At 68.5% G+C, this 15,177-nt stretch carries 13 protein-coding genes; 6 read left to right on the top strand and 7 right to left on the bottom strand.

Features of this window, described 5'->3' with window-relative positions:
* Positions 1-6: 6 nt before the first annotated feature.
* From astD to ABC419_RS07660, 3 genes are all read left to right on the top strand, one after another.
* Positions 7-1,425, top strand: coding sequence for a succinylglutamate-semialdehyde dehydrogenase (gene astD / locus ABC419_RS07670; RefSeq protein ID WP_412877838.1), 1,419 nt, complete (start codon positions 7-9; stop codon positions 1,423-1,425).
* Positions 1,422-2,756 carry an N-succinylarginine dihydrolase gene (astB, locus tag ABC419_RS07665; protein ID WP_412877839.1) on the top strand — a complete coding sequence of 445 codons (1,335 nt, stop codon included), beginning with the start codon at positions 1,422-1,424 and terminating at the stop codon, positions 2,754-2,756. Before astD ends, astB begins: the two co-directional genes overlap by 4 nt.
* 91 nt (positions 2,757-2,847) lie before the next feature.
* On the top strand, positions 2,848-4,278 hold the full coding sequence (locus ABC419_RS07660; protein WP_412877840.1) for an alkaline phosphatase PhoX: 1,431 nt from the start codon (positions 2,848-2,850) through the stop codon (positions 4,276-4,278).
* 479 nt (positions 4,279-4,757) lie between these two features.
* On the opposite strand, the gene phhA is transcribed toward ABC419_RS07660, so the two are convergent.
* Entirely contained in the window at positions 4,758-5,633 is an 876-nt protein-coding gene (gene phhA / locus ABC419_RS07655) for a phenylalanine 4-monooxygenase (RefSeq protein WP_200168804.1), read from the bottom strand.
* 200 nt (positions 5,634-5,833) lie between these two features.
* Here phhA and ABC419_RS07650 point away from each other — a divergent pair, with 200 nt between their 5' ends.
* The gene (locus tag ABC419_RS07650) at positions 5,834-6,943 is read left to right on the top strand and encodes a Ppx/GppA phosphatase family protein (protein WP_412877841.1); all 1,110 of its coding nucleotides are present in this window, start codon (positions 5,834-5,836) and stop codon (positions 6,941-6,943) included.
* Here ABC419_RS07650 and ABC419_RS07645 read toward each other — a convergent pair.
* Genes ABC419_RS07645 through gyrA form a run of 5 tightly spaced genes read right to left on the bottom strand, consistent with a single transcriptional unit; the run spans position 6,940 to position 12,832 of the window.
* Positions 6,940-7,824, bottom strand: coding sequence for a peptidylprolyl isomerase (locus ABC419_RS07645; protein WP_412877842.1), 885 nt, complete (start codon positions 7,822-7,824; stop codon positions 6,940-6,942). The two genes, ABC419_RS07650 and ABC419_RS07645, sit on opposite strands and share 4 nt — an antisense overlap.
* 35 nt (positions 7,825-7,859) lie before the next feature.
* Positions 7,860-8,681: a peptidylprolyl isomerase gene (locus ABC419_RS07640; RefSeq protein ID WP_200168806.1), complete on the bottom strand. Its 822-nt coding sequence runs from the start codon at positions 8,679-8,681 to the stop codon at positions 7,860-7,862.
* Positions 8,682-8,707: 26 nt separating this feature from the next.
* Positions 8,708-9,193 (bottom strand): pantetheine-phosphate adenylyltransferase, encoded by a 486-nt coding sequence (gene coaD / locus ABC419_RS07635; RefSeq protein WP_412877843.1) that lies wholly within the window; start codon positions 9,191-9,193, stop codon positions 8,708-8,710.
* A gap of 54 nt (positions 9,194-9,247) precedes the next feature.
* A complete protein-coding gene (locus ABC419_RS07630) occupies positions 9,248-10,051 on the bottom strand; it encodes an aminotransferase class IV (RefSeq protein ID WP_412877844.1) in 804 nt (267 codons plus the stop codon).
* 6 nt (positions 10,052-10,057) lie between these two features.
* On the bottom strand, positions 10,058-12,832 hold the full coding sequence (gyrA, locus tag ABC419_RS07625) for a DNA gyrase subunit A (RefSeq protein WP_412877845.1): 2,775 nt from the start codon (positions 12,830-12,832) through the stop codon (positions 10,058-10,060).
* A gap of 249 nt (positions 12,833-13,081) precedes the next feature.
* Here gyrA and ABC419_RS07620 point away from each other — a divergent pair, with 249 nt between their 5' ends.
* Positions 13,082-13,567 (top strand): superoxide dismutase family protein, encoded by a 486-nt coding sequence (locus tag ABC419_RS07620; protein ID WP_244911901.1) that lies wholly within the window; start codon positions 13,082-13,084, stop codon positions 13,565-13,567.
* 5 nt (positions 13,568-13,572) lie between these two features.
* Here the strand turns inward: ABC419_RS07620 and ABC419_RS07615 are convergent, their stop codons facing one another.
* Positions 13,573-14,529: a DMT family transporter gene (locus ABC419_RS07615; RefSeq protein ID WP_125899731.1), complete on the bottom strand. Its 957-nt coding sequence runs from the start codon at positions 14,527-14,529 to the stop codon at positions 13,573-13,575.
* A gap of 52 nt (positions 14,530-14,581) precedes the next feature.
* On the opposite strand from ABC419_RS07615, the gene ABC419_RS07610 reads away from it, so the two are divergent.
* Complete coding sequence (locus ABC419_RS07610; RefSeq protein ID WP_412877846.1) at positions 14,582-15,148, top strand: nucleoside 2-deoxyribosyltransferase domain-containing protein; 567 nt, start codon at positions 14,582-14,584, stop codon at positions 15,146-15,148.
* Positions 15,149-15,177: the final 29 nt, after the last annotated feature.

Below are 15,177 nucleotides of genomic sequence, written 5' to 3'. Positions count from 1 at the left end.
CCCGCCATGACCCGTTTCACCTCCACCAACCCCGCTACCGGCGAAACCGTCTGGGAAGGCGAAGCCGCCTCCGTCGAACAGGTCGGCGCCGCCGTCGAGGCCGCCCGCGCCGCCTTCCCCGACTGGGCCGACCGCCCACGTCAGGACCGCATCGACGCGGTGAAACGCTATCAGGCCGTGCTGAAAGAGCGCGCCCCCGAAATGGCCGAGGCCATCAGCCGCGAAACGGGCAAGGCCCTATGGGAGACCAAGACCGAACTGGCCTCGATGGCGGGCAAGGTCGACATCTCGATCCGCGCCTATGACGAGCGTACCGGCGAGCGCAGCAGCGACACCGCCTTCGGCCGCGCGACCCTGCGCCACCGCCCGCACGGCGTCTCGGCGGTGCTCGGCCCGTTCAACTTCCCCGGCCACCTGCCCAACGGCCACATCGTCCCGGCCCTGCTGGCGGGCGACACGGTCGTGTTCAAGCCCTCCGAGGAGACGCCCCTGACCGGCCAGCTGATGGCCGAATGCCTGGAAGCCGCGGACCTGCCCAAGGGCGTGTTCAACATGGTTCAGGGCGGGCGCGACACCGGCGCGGCCCTGCTGGATCAGCCCATCGACGCCCTGATGTTCACCGGCTCGGGCGCGGCCGGGGCGCACTTCCGTCGCAAGTTCGCCGACGATCCCCACGTCATCTTGGCGCTAGAACTGGGCGGCAACAACCCCCTGGTCGTCTGGGACGCCGCCGACGCCGAGGCCGTCGCGGGCATTGTGGTCCAATCCGCCTTCGTCACCACGGGTCAGCGCTGCTCGTGCGCGCGCCGCCTGATCGTGCCGGAAGGCGCCCAGGGCGACGCCATCATCGAGGCCGTGGCCGCCATGTCGGACCGCCTGAACTTCGCCCCGTGGGACAGCGACCCCGAACCCTACGCCGGGCCGCTGATCTCGGAGAAGGCCGCCAGCAATGCGCTGGCCGCCCTGCAACAGCGCATCGACGCGGGCGCGCGCGTGATCCGCGCCTCCGGCCCCGTCGACAACCTGCCGGGCGCCTTCGTAAAGCCTGCGATCATCGACGTCACCGGCGTCGCGGTCGAGGACGAAGAGATGTTCGCCCCCTTCCTGCAGGTGCTGCGCGTCCCGACCTTCGACGCCGCCATCGCCGCCGCCAACGCCACCAAATACGGCCTGTCGGCCGGCCTGGTCAGCGACGATGCGAAGAACTGGGACCGCTTCATCAACCGCATCCGCGCGGGCGTGGTGAACTTCAACCGCCCGACCACGGGCGCGGCGGGCGACATGCCCTTCGGCGGCCTGGGCGCCAGCGGCAACCACCGCCCCAGCGCCTACTACGCCGCCGACTACTGCGCCTATCCGGTCGCCAGCTTCGAGGCCGGTTCGGTCAAGAACATCGAAAGCGAGATCAAGGGCCTGCGCGCATGACTTCTGCTGTCGAGGCCAACGCCGACGGCCTGATCGGGCCGACCCACTCCTACGCCGGGCTGTCGCCGGGCAATCTGGCGTCCAGCCTGAACAAGGGCGAGGCGTCGAACCCGCGCGCGGCCGTGCTGCAAGGCCTCGACAAGATGAAGACCCTGGCCGACCTGGGCCTGCCCCAGTTCGTCCTGCCTCCGCATGAGCGGCCGAATATCCCCTTCCTGCGCGACCTCGGCTTCTCGGGCTCCGACGCCCAGGTGCTGGAGCGCGGATGGAAGGACGCGCCCTCCTTCGCCGCCGCCGCCTGTTCGGCCTCGCCCATGTGGGCCGCCAACGCCGCCACGGTGACGCCCAGCGCCGACGCACGTGACGGCCGCGTCCACTTCACCCCCGCCAATCTGATCACCAACCTGCACCGCAGCCTGGAGCACGATCAGACCAAGCGCGCGCTGGACGCTCTCTTCCCCGACACGGCCAGGTTCGCCGTCCACGACGCCCTGCCCTCGGTCGCCCACCTGGCGGACGAGGGGGCGGCCAACCACGTCCGCCTGTGCCGCGATCACGGCGAGACGGGCGTCAATCTGATGGTCTGGGGCCGCGAGGCCTGGGAGCATTGGGATGGCCCCTACCCCGCCCGCCAGACGCGCGAGGCGTCCGAGGCGATCATGCGCCGCCACGAAGCGTCCGGCGCCGTCCTGGCGCGTCAGGGCAAGGCCGCCATCACGGGTGGCGCCTTCCACAACGACGTGGTCTGCGTCGGCGCCCTGGACACCCTCTTCTTCCATGAGCTGGCGTTTGAAGACACGGACGCGACCAAGGCCGCCATCCGCGCCGTCGCCGACGGCTTCGAGCCGCAGTTCGTCGAGGTCTCGGCCGCCGACCTGCCGCTGGCCGACGCCATCAGCTCCTATCTGTTCAACTCCATGCTGATCCGGGTTCCGGGCCAGGACCGCTTGACCCTGATCTGCCCGACCGAGACGCGCGACAACCCGCGCAGCCATGCGGTCGCGCAGGGGCTCGCCGCCTCCAACGGCCCGATCGGCCATGTCGAATACGTCGACGTGCGCCAGTCGATGCGCAACGGCGGCGGCCCGGCCTGTCTCCGTCTCAGGGTCGTCCTGACCGAGGCCGAGCTGGCGGCGACCAACCCCGCCATGCGCCTGACCGACGCCCTTCACGCCCGCCTGTCGGACTGGGGCCGCCGCTGGTATCGCGACAGCCTGACGGCGCACGACCTGGCCGATCCCTCCCTGCTGGACGAGACGCGCGGCGCGCTTGACGAGCTGACGCAGATCCTGAACCTCAGCGGCGGCTTCTATCCGTTCCAGCGGGTCTGACCGTCAGGCAGGACCATCGGCCGCAGTCCGCGTCACGCTGCGGTCAAGCCGCCGTCATCGGACCGTAATGCGCCGCTCGTAAGCACGGCGCATGATCGCTTCACGCCGCGCCTTCATGGCCTCCGCCGCCGCCCTCGCCCTGTCGGGCTACGCCAAACGCGCCCAGGCCATGGCCGCCGAGCCGGGCGGCTTCGTCGACGGCCCCTCGCGCAACGAGGTGTTCGGCTACGGCCCGATGAAGGCCGACCCCTACGGCCTGCTGGACCTGCCCGAGGGCTTCTCCTACCGCGTGGTGTCCCAGGCGGGCGAGACCATGGCCGACGGCCTGCTGACCCCCGACAAGTTCGACGGCATGGGCTGCTTCGGGCTGGACGAGGACCGGGTGATCCTGGTCCGCAACCACGAGGTCAATCCGCTGGAGTTCAACGCCAGCGCCTGGGGCGCCAATCACCGACTGGTCGGCGACCTCGACCGCGCCCGCGTCTATGGCGTCTATCCCGATGAGACCGGCGCGGTCGCTCCGCTGGGCGGCGGTACGACCACCGTCGTCTACAACCTCAGGACCGGCCGCACCGAGCGCCAGCACCTCAGCCTGGGCGGCACGGCGGTCAACTGCGCCGGGGGCGTCACCCCCTGGGGCTCGTGGCTCAGCTGCGAAGAGATCGTGGCCGGGACCAAGGACGGCCTGCCCCAGGATCACGGCTGGGTGTTCGAGGTGCCGTCGCGCGCCACCGGCCTGGTCGATCCCACGCCGATCCGCGCCATGGGCCGTTTCAAGCACGAGGCCGCCTGCATCGATCCGCGCACCGGCGTCGTCTACATGACCGAGGACACGAGCGAGAGCCTCTTCTACCGCTACCTGCCGACTGACCCGCGCCGCCTGCAGGCCGGCGGGCGCCTTCAGGCCCTGGCCCTGGTCGATCAGGCGCGCGGCGACACTCGCAACTGGAACGGCGTCCTGTGGCGTCAGGGACAACGCCTGGCCGTGCGCTGGGTCGATCTGGATCACGTCGAAAGCCCCGACGGCGACCTGTCCCTGCGCGGCCACGCCTCGGGCGCGGCCCTGTTCGCGCGCGGCGAAGGCGTCCATTGGGCGGGCGACCACCTCTATTTCACCTGCACCTCGGGCGGCGTCGGCCGCCACGGCCAGATCATGCGCTACGTCCCCAGCCCGCGCGAGGGCCAGTCGGACGAGGCGAGCCAGCCCGGCATGCTGGAGTTGTTCGTCGAGGCGGGCGACCGCGCCGTGCTGGACTATGTCGACAACATCGCCATCGCCCCGAACGGCCACGTCATCGGCTGCGAGGACAAGCAGGTCGGCACCCAGCATGTGAAGGGCGTCACCCCCGACGGCCGCGTCTACGCCATCGCCCGCAACGCCATGCGCCACGACGCCGATGAGTCGAACACCGAGTTCGCCGGCGTCTGCTGGGCCCCGAACGGCCAGACCATGTTCGTGAACCTGTATTCCCCCGGCATGACCCTGGCCGTCACTGGCCCGTGGGAGCGGTTCAGGGTCTGAGGCCCTTCCCCCATACCGTCACCCTCGGGCTTGTCCCGAGGGCCCATCGGGGCCTCACCCGCTACGGTTAGCTGTTAGGCGCGGCGATTAGACTACGTGCTCGGGAGCGTGAACGGAACCTGGGCCCTCGGGACAAGCCCGAGGGTGACGGAAAGAAGGGAGCGTCAGCGCATCCTCACCGTCCAAACGCAGGAAACTCCCGGCGTCGGCGCGCGCAGACCTGCACTTTCACCCCATCGCCCAGACACATGTCATCATCCCTCCCCCGCGCCACCGCAGAGGAGAGATTCAGACGATTCAGACGAATTGGACTCAATTTTTCTCCCTCCCCTTCATGGGGAGGGTGGCTGAGCCGTTAGGCGAGGCCGGGTGGGGGCGTCGAAGCAAGCTGATCGCCGCTCTTGGATCACCTCAGCCTCCCCACCCGGTCGCTGCGCGACCACCCTCCCCATAAAGGGGAGGGAGAAGATGCGCGCCGCCTATGCCGCGAAGCGTCCACCCTTGGCCGCATAGGCTTGGGTGCCGCGCGTGAAGACATCATCCGTCGGCAGGACAGCCTCGATCGGCAACGCCTCGGCGCCCTTCAGCCGCTCATAGACGGGGCCGAAGTCCTGCAAGGTCACCGTCTTCAGCGCCTCGATGCTGTCGATGACGAAATAGACCTGCTGGAAGTCGTCGATGCGGTACAGGGTCTTCATCACCCGCTCCAGATCGAAGCCCAGGCGGTTCGGCGAGGGGTCTTCCAGGCTGAAGACGCTCTCGGTCGCCGACGACACGATGCCCGCGCCATAGATGCGAAGCTCGCCCGCTTCCTGCATCAGACCGAACTCTACCGTGTACCAGTACAGGCGCGCCAGATTCGGCAGCATCCCCAGCGACGCCGCCCGCTGCCCGCCCTTGCCGTAGGCCTCCATATAGGCGGCGAAGTCGGGGTCGGTCAGCATCGGCACATGGCCGAACACGTCGTGGAAGATGTCCGGCTCCTGCAGGTAGTCCAATTGATCCGGCTTGCGGATGAACTGGCCCGAGACGAAGCGGCGGTTGGCCAGGTGATCGAAGAAGACCTCGTCCGGCACCAGTCCCGGCACGCAGACCACGGTCCAGCCGGTCAGGGCCTGAAGCTTGGGGTTGATGATCTCGAAGTCGGGAATGCCGCCCGCGTTCAGGTCCAGCGCATCCAGCCCGCGCAGGAAGGCCTCGCTGGCGCGACCGGGCAGGATCTTCATCTGCCGCTCGTACAGGGTGTTCCAAGTCTGATGCTCGACCTCGGTATAGGCCGACCAGTTCTGAGGGATGGTCCAGTCGGCGGCGGCGCCTTCCGGCGGCTGCTCGAAAACGTGCTCGAAGTCGGACATGGAACGCTCCTCACGGCTCTGATGGCCTTTCAGGGCAGATTAGCGCGCTCTTTCATTGTCGTCACGCATGACTGTTGCAACGCTGACGCGAGGTCGCTCATTCGTCACCACCGACAATGACGACTGGCGCGTCAGGGAGTCGCGGTCTAACTTATGCGGGACGGGCGCCACTTCGGACCGCCCACATGAAAGCTCGGCCCATGCCGGAGACCCCTGGCGCGCCCGGACGGCGCGACTCGCGGTCCCTGCTTCGATCTTCCCGCAACGGCGGGAGCGTCGATCGAGATGCGCCTCTCTATGGCGCGCTCGACCTGGGGACCAACAATTGCCGCCTGCTGATCGCGCGTCCGGCGCGTGACGGCTTTCGCGTGGTGGATTCCTTCAGCCGCATCGTGCGTCTGGGGGAAAGCCTGTCGCGCACGGGCCGTCTGGACGACCGTGCGATGGACCGGGCCTATGACGCCCTGGCCCTGTGTGCCGAACGACTGGCCCGCAAGGGCGTGGATCCACAGCGCCTGACCGCCGTCGCCACCCAGGCCTGCCGCATGGCCGAGAACGGCCCCGCCTTCGTCGAGCGGGTGCGTCGCGGCACGGGCCTGCGGTTGCGGATCATCGACCCGTCCGAGGAAGCGGCCCTGTCGGTTTCCGGCTGTCTCAACCTGTTCGACCCGCGCGCCGAGGCCGTGCTGGTGATCGATGTGGGCGGCGGTTCGACCGAACTGTCCTGGCTGACCAAGGGCGCGTCCGGTTTCGACACCGTAGCCTGGATGTCGGCGCCGCTGGGCGTCGTCACCCTGGCCGAACGCCACCCGGAACCCGAGGGCAGCCCGCCGGAATGGTACGAAGCCATGGTCGCCGACTTCGGCGCCGCCATCGCCGCCGGGGCGCCGGACGCCCCGGCCCTGGCCGAACTGTTCCGCACCAGCCGCGGCCACATGGTCGGCACCTCGGGCGCCATCACCAGCCTGGCGGGCATCCACCTGGGCTTGCGGCGCTATCAGCGCGATCTGGTCGACGGGCTGTGGATGACGCGGGTCGATTGCGAGCGCGCGGCCGACCGCCTGATCGCCCTGGGTCCAGCAGGTCGGGCGGCGGAAAGCTGCATCGGGCCGGATCGGGCCGACCTGGTCCTGGCCGGCGCAGCCATTCTCGAGGCCGTCCAGCGCGCCTGGCCGTGCGAGCGCGTCCGCGTCGCCGACCGGGGCCTGCGCGAAGGTCTTCTGCTGCAGAGAATGCGCGAGGACCGCCAGCAGAAACCCCGCCGGAAACGCCGCCGCCGCCGCAACGGCGGGGCCGCAGTTACGGCCTAGGCGCCTGGCGCGTCCACCTCGACCGGCAAGGCGATATCGCAAGCCGAGAAGTCCGCGCCACGCGCCGCCCGCACGCCGTCCGCCAGGGTGCGGAAAGCAGCCGAGGTCGTGTTCAGGACGCGCACCGTCGGCCGTTCGGCGACCGGCAGATCGCCCGCCACGCGCACGCGCGTCATGCGGTCAGGCTCGCTGACAATGCCGTCCGGATTGGGGCTGAACTTCAGGGCGCGCACGACGTCCAGTCCTGACACCACGGAACCCCAGACGGTGTAGCGTTTTTCCAGCGCCGGGTAGGGATGGCGCATCAGGAAGAACTGACTGTTGGCGCTGTCCGGAGCGTCATCCCGCGCCATGCCTGCGACACCGGGGCAGTAAAGGCCCCAGGCGTGAACCTTGCGATCCGCGGTGGTCGCCATGACGGCGTCAGGCTGAGTCTGGACCGGCAGGGAGTGCAGGAAGCCGACCTGGGCTCCCGCCGGCGCGGCGACAGCGGTGAAGGGCGTCTGCGCGTCGCGGCGGAAGGTGAACTCGGCCTTCAGGTCGGGATGCCAGCTCTGCCCCTCGCCCGTGCCCAGCGGGTCGCCGGTCTGAGCCATGAAGCCGTCAATGACACGATGCCACGGCACGCCGTCATAGAAACCCGCCTTGGCCAGCATGCGGATGCGCGCGACATGTCCCGGAGCAACCTCCGGCGCCATCTCGACCAGGATACGACCCTTGCTGGTGTCGATCACCAGAAGGTTGTCCGCTGGAACAACACGCCAATCGGCAGCCGCGACCGCCGGGGCGACCGGAGCCGATTCCTGCGCCATGACGGGCCATGCGGCCAGCGCCGACGCCAAGATCAAGGCGGCCTGCGTCGCCAGAAGTCCTTGCCTCATTCCTCCGCCCTCCCCGGCGTGTCGAAAGACGTCGATCACCCCCCCTGAACGGGCGGCTGGACGTCGCAGATATTGAAGGATGCGCCCTTTTCGGCTCGTGTCGCCTCGACGGCGGCGTTGAACGGCGCAGATCCGGGCACAGCCACGCGAATCGTCGGCCGCTCGGCTTCCGGCATGGCCGAGGCCAGCCGCGCCCGCGTCATGACATCGGCGTCCGGCCCCACGGCGCCGTCCTGCGCTTCGTTGCCAGCCTTGAGCGCGCGCACCACGTCCATCCCCTGCACCACCCGGCCAAAGACCGTGTAGCCGCCGTTCAGATTGTCGTTCTGGCCCATCATCAGGAAGAACTGGCTGTTGGCGCTGTCAGGCGAGCCGGCGCGCGCCATGCCCGCAACGCCAGGGCAGAACAACCCTTGGGCCGATGTCTTGAAGTCCGCCGTGACGAACATCTGGGCGTCGGGCTGCGTCACCACCGGAATGGAGCCCATGATCCCGCGCAGGCCCGGTCCGCTGTTCTCGACCGGAGCGAAGCCGCTGTCGCGGCCGCGCCGGAAGGTGAACTCGCCCTTCAAGTCAGGCAGTTCGCTGCCGCCCGCGCCGGTGCCCTGGGGGTCGCCGGTCTGGGCCATGAAGTCGGGAATAACGCGGTGGAATTTCAGTCCGTCATAGAAGCCCTGATTGGTCAGGGTGCGGATACGCTCGATGTGGTTCGGTGCCGCGCGCGGCTCCAACTCCACCAGCACACGCCCCTTGGCCGTGTCGATCACCCACAAATTCTCAGGCGCCACGGTACGCCAGTCGTTCGATTGAGCGGCCGCACCACCGGCCAACAGGGCAGCGGTCGCCGCCAGCGCCATCACAGACTTGATCTTCAAACCCGACCTCAACCCTTCTTGACCTTGGCCAACACGCTCGCGGCGACTGCGGGGCTGACGAAGCTGTCGATCCGGCCGTCCAGCCGGGCGATTTCCTTCACCAGTCGCGAGGCGATGGCCTGATGCCGCGGATCGGCCATCAGGAACACCGTCTCTATGTCGCTGTTGAGGCGCTGATTCATCGCCGTCATCTGGAACTCATACTCGAAATCGGCGACGGCGCGCAGGCCGCGTATGATGACGCTGGCCTCCAGTTCCTCGGCGAAATGCATCAGCAGGCTGAAAAACGGCCGCACCTCAATGTCAGCGTTGAAGCGCGCCACCTCGGCCTTGAGCATCTCGACCCGCTCGGCGGTCGAGAACAGCGGGCCCTTGTCGTCGTTCTGAGCGACGCCGATGACCAGCCGGTCCACCAGCTTGACCGCCCGCCCGATGATATCGAGATGACCGTTGGTGACCGGATCGAAGGTGCCCGGATAAAGTCCGATACGCATGGCCAGCGGCCTCCCCATCGTTTGGGTCCGTTTAGCAGGTGCGAAATGAACGGCCTAGATTTTCTGACGCGGCTGTGATCGCCAAAGGGCGCCTATCTGCTGCACCGCATCAGCCGCGCCGGTGAAGACATGGCCGTCGACGGCCGCGATTTCCGCCGCGGGGGTGGCGCTGTTGCACAGGAAGGCCCCGTCAAACCGAGGCAGGTCCGACAGGCGCACGACCTCGATCCGCTGCGGCGATCCGGCGCGGTCCAGCGCCTCGCGGATCAGGGCCTGCGCCACGCCGTCCAGCATGGGCGCCTCAGGCCAGACCACCGTCTCGCCCTCGATGAAGCCGACATTCCACAGCGAGCCCTCGGAAATCCGGCCCTCGGCGTCGGTGAACAGGGCGTCGTCGAATCCCGCCAGCCGCGCCATGCGCCGCGCCCGCAACAGGCCCATCGTGGCGACGTGCTTCAGATGCGGCGCCTCGCGGGCATAGACCTGGCTCTGCAGGCGGACCCCGTGCGGCAAGGGCGACGGCGGGGCCGAAACGCTGATCATCACCTGCGGCGCGCCGACCCAGTCCGGTTGGCGCAGGGAAAGCTCATTTGAAAACAGGCTGATGCGCAGCCAGGCCTCATCCCGCCCGGCCAGCGCCGTCCGCATCAGATCGCGCAGGCGATCTGCGGCCACAGCCTCGCCGAACAGTTCGAGCGCCGCACGGTTGAGGCGATCCAGATGCCGATCCAGCCCGCGCACCCCGCCCCCCTCTACGCGGAAAGAGGTCAGGGCGCCGTAGTTGAACAAGGCCTGGCGGCCCAGATCCTCAACCCCGGCAGATCGGCCGTCGATCCAGAGTTCAGGAGCGACGGCCATGCAGGATCAGGCCTCGCCGCCCTCGTCGGTCGACGCCTCGCCGACGTCGCCGTCTTCATCGTCGCCGCCCGTATCGGCCAGACGCTCGACCGAGACGACCTTCTCGTCCTTGCCGGTGCGGAAGATGGTCACGCCCTGGCTGGAGCGACCGACGATGCGGACCTGGCTGACCGGGGTGCGGATCATCTGGCCGCCGTCCGTGACCAGCATCAGATCGTCCGACTCCTCGACCGGGAAGGCGGCGGCCAGGCGCGTGCCCGCGCGACCGCCCAGGCCGTGCGCCGTCAGCCCCTGCCCGCCACGACCCGTGCGGCGGTACTCATAGGCCGAGGACCGCTTGCCGAAACCGGTTTCCGTGACCGTCAGGATGAACTGCTCGGCCGCGCCCAGTTCCGCGATGCGCTCGACGGACAGGGCGGCGTCGCCGGCCTCTTCATCGTCCGCCTCGACCGTGACGACATCCTCTTCCGCATCGGCCCCAGCCAGCGCCTTACGCATGGCGTTGGCGTGTTTGACATAGGCGGCGCGCTCTTCGGGGGTCGCATCCACGCGGCCCAGGATGGCCATGGAGATGACCGTGTCGCCGTCCTGCAGGCGGATACCCCGCACGCCGGTGGAGTCGCGGCCCTTGAACACGCGCACGTCGTCGGCCTTGAAGCGGATGGCCCGGCCCAGAGCGGTCGTCAGCAGCACGTCGTCCTCAGCCGTGCACAGGCCGACGCCGACCATGCCGTCGCCGTCTTCCAGCTTCATGGCGATCTTGCCCGCGCGGTTCACCGTGGCGAAGTCGCTGAGCTTGTTGCGGCGCACGTCGCCCGACTGGGTGGCGAACATGATGTCGTAGTCGCCCCAGGTCGTTTCGTCTTCCGGCAGGGGCAGCACGTTCATGATGCTGTCGCCCGGCTCGATCGGCAGCAGGTTGACGAAGGCCTTGCCGCGCGACTGCGGATTGCCCAGCGGCAGGCGCCAGGTCTTCAGCTTATAGGCCTTGCCGTTGGTGGCGAAGAACAGGACCGGCGTGTGGGTCGAGGCGCTGAAGACGCTGGTGACGACGTCCTCGTCCTTCATCGCCATGCCGCTGCGGCCCTTGCCGCCGCGATGCTGGGTCCGATAGGCGTTCAGCGCCACGCGCTTGACGTAGCCCGAGTGGGTCACGGTCACGACCATGTCCTCGCGCGGGATCAGGTCTTCGTCCTCCATCTCGGCGTCGCCTTCGCCGATGAGGGTGCGGCGATCAACGCCGAACTGATCCTTCACCAGCAGCAGGTCTTCGCGGATGATGGCCAGGACGTTCTTGCGATCCGACAGGATGGTCAGGTGGCCCTGGATGGTGTCGGCCAGGGCGCGCGCCTCGCCGAAGATGTCGTCGCGGCCCAGGCCTGTCAGACGCGACAGCGTCAGGGCCAGGATGGCGCGGGCCTGCTCGTCGGTCAGGCGGATCTTGTCGCCCTCGACCAGGACGGTGCGTGGGTCGGCGATCAGCTCGACCAGGGCCATCATGTCCCCGACCGGCCAGGCCTTGGCCTGCAGCCGCTCGCGCGCCTCGGCCGGATCGGCCGAGCTGCGGATGATGTGGATGACCTCGTCGATGTTGGCGACGGCGACGGCCAGACCGACCAGGACGTGGCCGCGATCACGGGCCTTGGCCAGTTCGAACTTGACCCGGCGGACCACCACTTCCTCGCGGAAGTCGAGGAAGAGCTCCAGCAGCTTGCGCAGGCCCATCTGCTCGGGACGGCCGTGGTTCAGCGCCAGCATGTTGACGCCGAACGAGGATTGCAGCGCCGTATAGCGATACAGCTGGTTCAGGATCACATCGCCCGAGGCGTCGCGCTTCAGCTCGATCACGATGCGCATGCCCAGACGGTCGGACTCGTCGCGAACGTCGGCGATGCCTTCCAGACGCTTCTCGCGCACCATTTCGGCGATGCGCTCGATCAGGGTCTGCTTGTTCACCTGGAACGGCAGTTCGGTGATGATGATGGCGTCGCGATCCTTCCGGATCTCTTCGATCGACGCCTTGCCGCGCACGATGACCGAGCCGCGGCCGTCACGCAGGGCGTTGCGCGGGGCCGTGCGGCCCATGATCTCGCCGCCCGTGGGGAAGTCCGGTCCCGGCACGATGTCCAGCAGGGCGTCGTCCGACACGTCCGGGTCGTCCAGCAGGGCGACCGCGGCGTCGATCACTTCGCGCAGGTTGTGCGGCGGGATGTTGGTCGCCATGCCGACGGCGATGCCGCCCGCGCCGTTGACCAGCAGGTTCGGAATCCGCGCCGGCAGTACGACAGGCTCCAGTTCCTTCTCGTCGTAGTTCGGCTGGAAATCGACCGTGTCTTTTTCAATATCGGTCAGCAGGGCCACGGCGGCCGGGGCCATCTTGGCCTCGGTGTAACGCATGGAGGCCGGCATATCGCCGTCGACCGAGCCGAAGTTGCCCTGGCCGTCGACCAGCATCAGCCCCATGGAGAAGTCCTGGGCCATACGGACCAGGGCCATGTAGACCGAGGCGTCGCCGTGCGGGTGGAACCGGCCCAGCACGTCGCCGACCACGCGGGCGCACTTCGAATACGACCGCTCGGGCGTCATGTTCAGGTCGTGCATCGAATACAGGATGCGGCGGTGAACAGGCTTCAGACCGTCACGCGCGTCAGGCAGGGCGCGGCTGACGATCACGCTCATGGCGTAGTCGAGGTAGGAGCGTTTCAGCTCATCCTCGATGGTGATGGTCGAAATATCGCCCGGCGCCGAAGGGGCGGCGTTTTGGTAGCTGTCGTCGGTCAAGGAAATCAGGCTTTAGATGGCCGGAATCGGAACGTGATCCGCTATTCAGGTTTCTATCATCAGGGGGCCGTGGTGGCAAAGAAACGCCGCTGAAATCCCCACGCATAAAAGGACAGGAAATTCATGCGTTTGACCCCAGCCGCTTTCATCGCTCCCAGCGTTCTGGCGATCGCTCTCGCCGCCGGCGCCGCCTCGGCGCAGCAGCACGCGGGCCATGCAGGCCATACGCCGGATCAGCACGCCTCGCACATGGCCATGATGCGCGCCACGCCGGGCCAGACCTCGCAGGTCGCCATCATCAACGGCCAGGGCGCCGACATCGGCAAGGCCACCCTGACGCAGGGCTCGACCGGCCTGCTGATCAAGGTCGAGGCCACGGGCCTGACGCCCGGCTGGCACGGCATCCATATCCACGCCACGGGCCAGTGCGAGGCGCCCTTCACCTCGGCCGGCGCCCACATCAATCACGGCGATCCCAAAAAGCCCCACGGCCTGCTGAACGCTGAAGGCCCCGATGACGGCGACCTGCCCAACGTCTTCGCCGACGCCGCCGGCGCCGTGAACGCCGAGGTCTTCACCAGCCACGCCCGCCTGTCGCAGAACGGCCCCGGCCAGTGGCTGCTGGACGCCGACGGCTCGGCCCTGGTGATCCACGCCAACGCCGACGACCATTCCAGCCAGCCGATCGGCGGCGCGGGCGACCGCGTGGCCTGCGCGGTCATCAAGGCGCAGTAAACCGCTTAAACCTTGGCGGGAGCGCCGGCGCGCAAGCCGCGCTCCCCCAGGGCCACCGTCACCACGCCCGCCAAGGCGATCGCCACGCCCGTCAGGATCTGCGGCGTCAGCACGTCGCCCATGAACAGGCCGCCGATCATGATCGACACCAGGGGCGAGCCCAACAGATAGGGCGTCACCCGCCCGGCCTCGCGCCGCTGCACCAGCCAGAACATCAGACTGGTCGCGAACACGGACGAGATCACCCCCGCCCAGACCAGCGTGCCCCACACCAGCGGCGTCGCCGCCTTGGCCGCCTCCCACTGCCCTGTCTCGAACAGGGCCGAGCCGAGGGTCAGGGCCGGAAACGCCATCAGCGCCAACAGGCCCTGCATCTTCAGCGGCGGGATCGAGGTCGTGCGCCGCGCGATCACCGTCGTCAGCGCCCAGGCCGAGGCGCCCAGCGCCCCCGCCAGAATGGCCTTCCAGTCCTGCAAGGCATGAGGGTCCAGCGTCATCCAGGCCACGCCCATGAAGGCGATCACCAGGCCGGCCGTCGCCATCCGCGAAATCCGCTCGCCCAGCAGCAGGAAGGCGAACAGGGACGTCAGCGGAATCCACAGCTGGGTCGCCACCGTCACCGGGCTGACGTCATTGGCCAGCCAGAAGGCCAGATAGATCAGGCCATAGTGGATCGGCCCGCCCACCACGGCGATGATCAGCAGACTCTTCCAGTTCGGAAACGGCGGCCGCACGAACCAGACCAGGCAGGCGGCGGCGATGGCGAAGCGCAGCGCCCCCGTCATCAGCGGCGGCAGCACCTCGGTGGCGACCTTGGCGGCGGCGTTGTTGACGCCCCAGATGACCAGAACGGCCACGATGGCTGCGATCTCGAGCGGCGTCAGCGCGTGCGGGGAGGAGGAGGAACTGGACACGCCCCCATGCTTGCCACAGGGCGCGACGATTGGCCTCTCACGAAGCATGACCGCAGGTTACCCTGCACAACCGCCCGCCCTGTCGGCTATAGAGGCCGCCATGAAGACCCCTGCCCTGCTGTCCGCCCTCGCCGTCGTGTCCGCCTGCATCGCCGCAGCGCCCGCAACCGGGGAGCCGACAGTCGTGGTCTCGCCCCAGCCCCTGCCGATCGACGACTCCCGTCCGCGCGTCTTCCTGGGCGGCAGCATCGACATGGGCGGCGCGCCCGAGTGGCAGGCGGCGCTGACGCGCGCCCTGTCCGACATGGACGTCACGGTCCTGAACCCCCGCCGTCCCGACTGGAACCCCGCCTGGCGGCCCGAGGCGGACGAGCCGGAGTTCCGTCGTCAGGTCGAGTGGGAGCTGGCCGCCCTGGAAAGCGCCGACGTCATCGTCATGTATTTCGCGCCCGGCACGCAAAGCCCGATCAGCCTGCTGGAAATGGGCCTGCACGCGCGCGGCGGAAAGCTGATCGTGCTGGCCCCCGAGGGCTTCTGGCGCAAGGGCAACGTCGACATCACCGCCCGCGCCTATGGCGTACATCAGGTGCAGACCATGGACGAACTGACCGCCGCCGTTCGCCAGGCCCTGACCGAAGCCGCCGAGAAGGGCCGTTTCGCGCGCTGATCCTTCATTGAAAAAGGCCGCGCCCCCAG

It is taken from the genome of Brevundimonas phoenicis (assembly GCF_047237745.1).
Taxonomy (GTDB): Bacteria; Pseudomonadota; Alphaproteobacteria; order Caulobacterales; family Caulobacteraceae; genus Brevundimonas.
The sequence above is the reverse complement of the archived record's forward strand: the minus strand, read 5'-3'. Positions and strand labels throughout refer to the sequence as shown.

Excerpts from the sequence above, each read along its gene's own strand:
- astD (WP_412877838.1), top strand. The coding sequence starts at position 7 with ATGACCCGTTTCACCTCCACCAACCCCGCTACCGGCGAAACCGTCTGG.
- astB (WP_412877839.1), top strand. The coding sequence starts at position 1,422 with ATGACTTCTGCTGTCGAGGCCAACGCCGACGGCCTGATCGGGCCGACC.
- ABC419_RS07660 (WP_412877840.1), top strand. The coding sequence starts at position 2,848 with ATGATCGCTTCACGCCGCGCCTTCATGGCCTCCGCCGCCGCCCTCGCC.
- phhA (WP_200168804.1), bottom strand. The coding sequence starts at position 5,633 with ATGTCCGACTTCGAGCACGTTTTCGAGCAGCCGCCGGAAGGCGCCGCC.
- ABC419_RS07650 (WP_412877841.1), top strand. The coding sequence starts at position 5,834 with ATGCCGGAGACCCCTGGCGCGCCCGGACGGCGCGACTCGCGGTCCCTG.
- ABC419_RS07645 (WP_412877842.1), bottom strand. The coding sequence starts at position 7,824 with ATGAGGCAAGGACTTCTGGCGACGCAGGCCGCCTTGATCTTGGCGTCG.
- ABC419_RS07640 (WP_200168806.1), bottom strand. The coding sequence starts at position 8,681 with ATGGCGCTGGCGGCGACCGCTGCCCTGTTGGCCGGTGGTGCGGCCGCT.
- coaD (WP_412877843.1), bottom strand. The coding sequence starts at position 9,193 with ATGCGTATCGGACTTTATCCGGGCACCTTCGATCCGGTCACCAACGGT.
- ABC419_RS07630 (WP_412877844.1), bottom strand. The coding sequence starts at position 10,051 with ATGGCCGTCGCTCCTGAACTCTGGATCGACGGCCGATCTGCCGGGGTT.
- ABC419_RS07620 (WP_244911901.1), top strand. The coding sequence starts at position 13,082 with ATGGCCATGATGCGCGCCACGCCGGGCCAGACCTCGCAGGTCGCCATC.
- ABC419_RS07615 (WP_125899731.1), bottom strand. The coding sequence starts at position 14,529 with ATGCTTCGTGAGAGGCCAATCGTCGCGCCCTGTGGCAAGCATGGGGGC.
- ABC419_RS07610 (WP_412877846.1), top strand. The coding sequence starts at position 14,582 with ATGAAGACCCCTGCCCTGCTGTCCGCCCTCGCCGTCGTGTCCGCCTGC.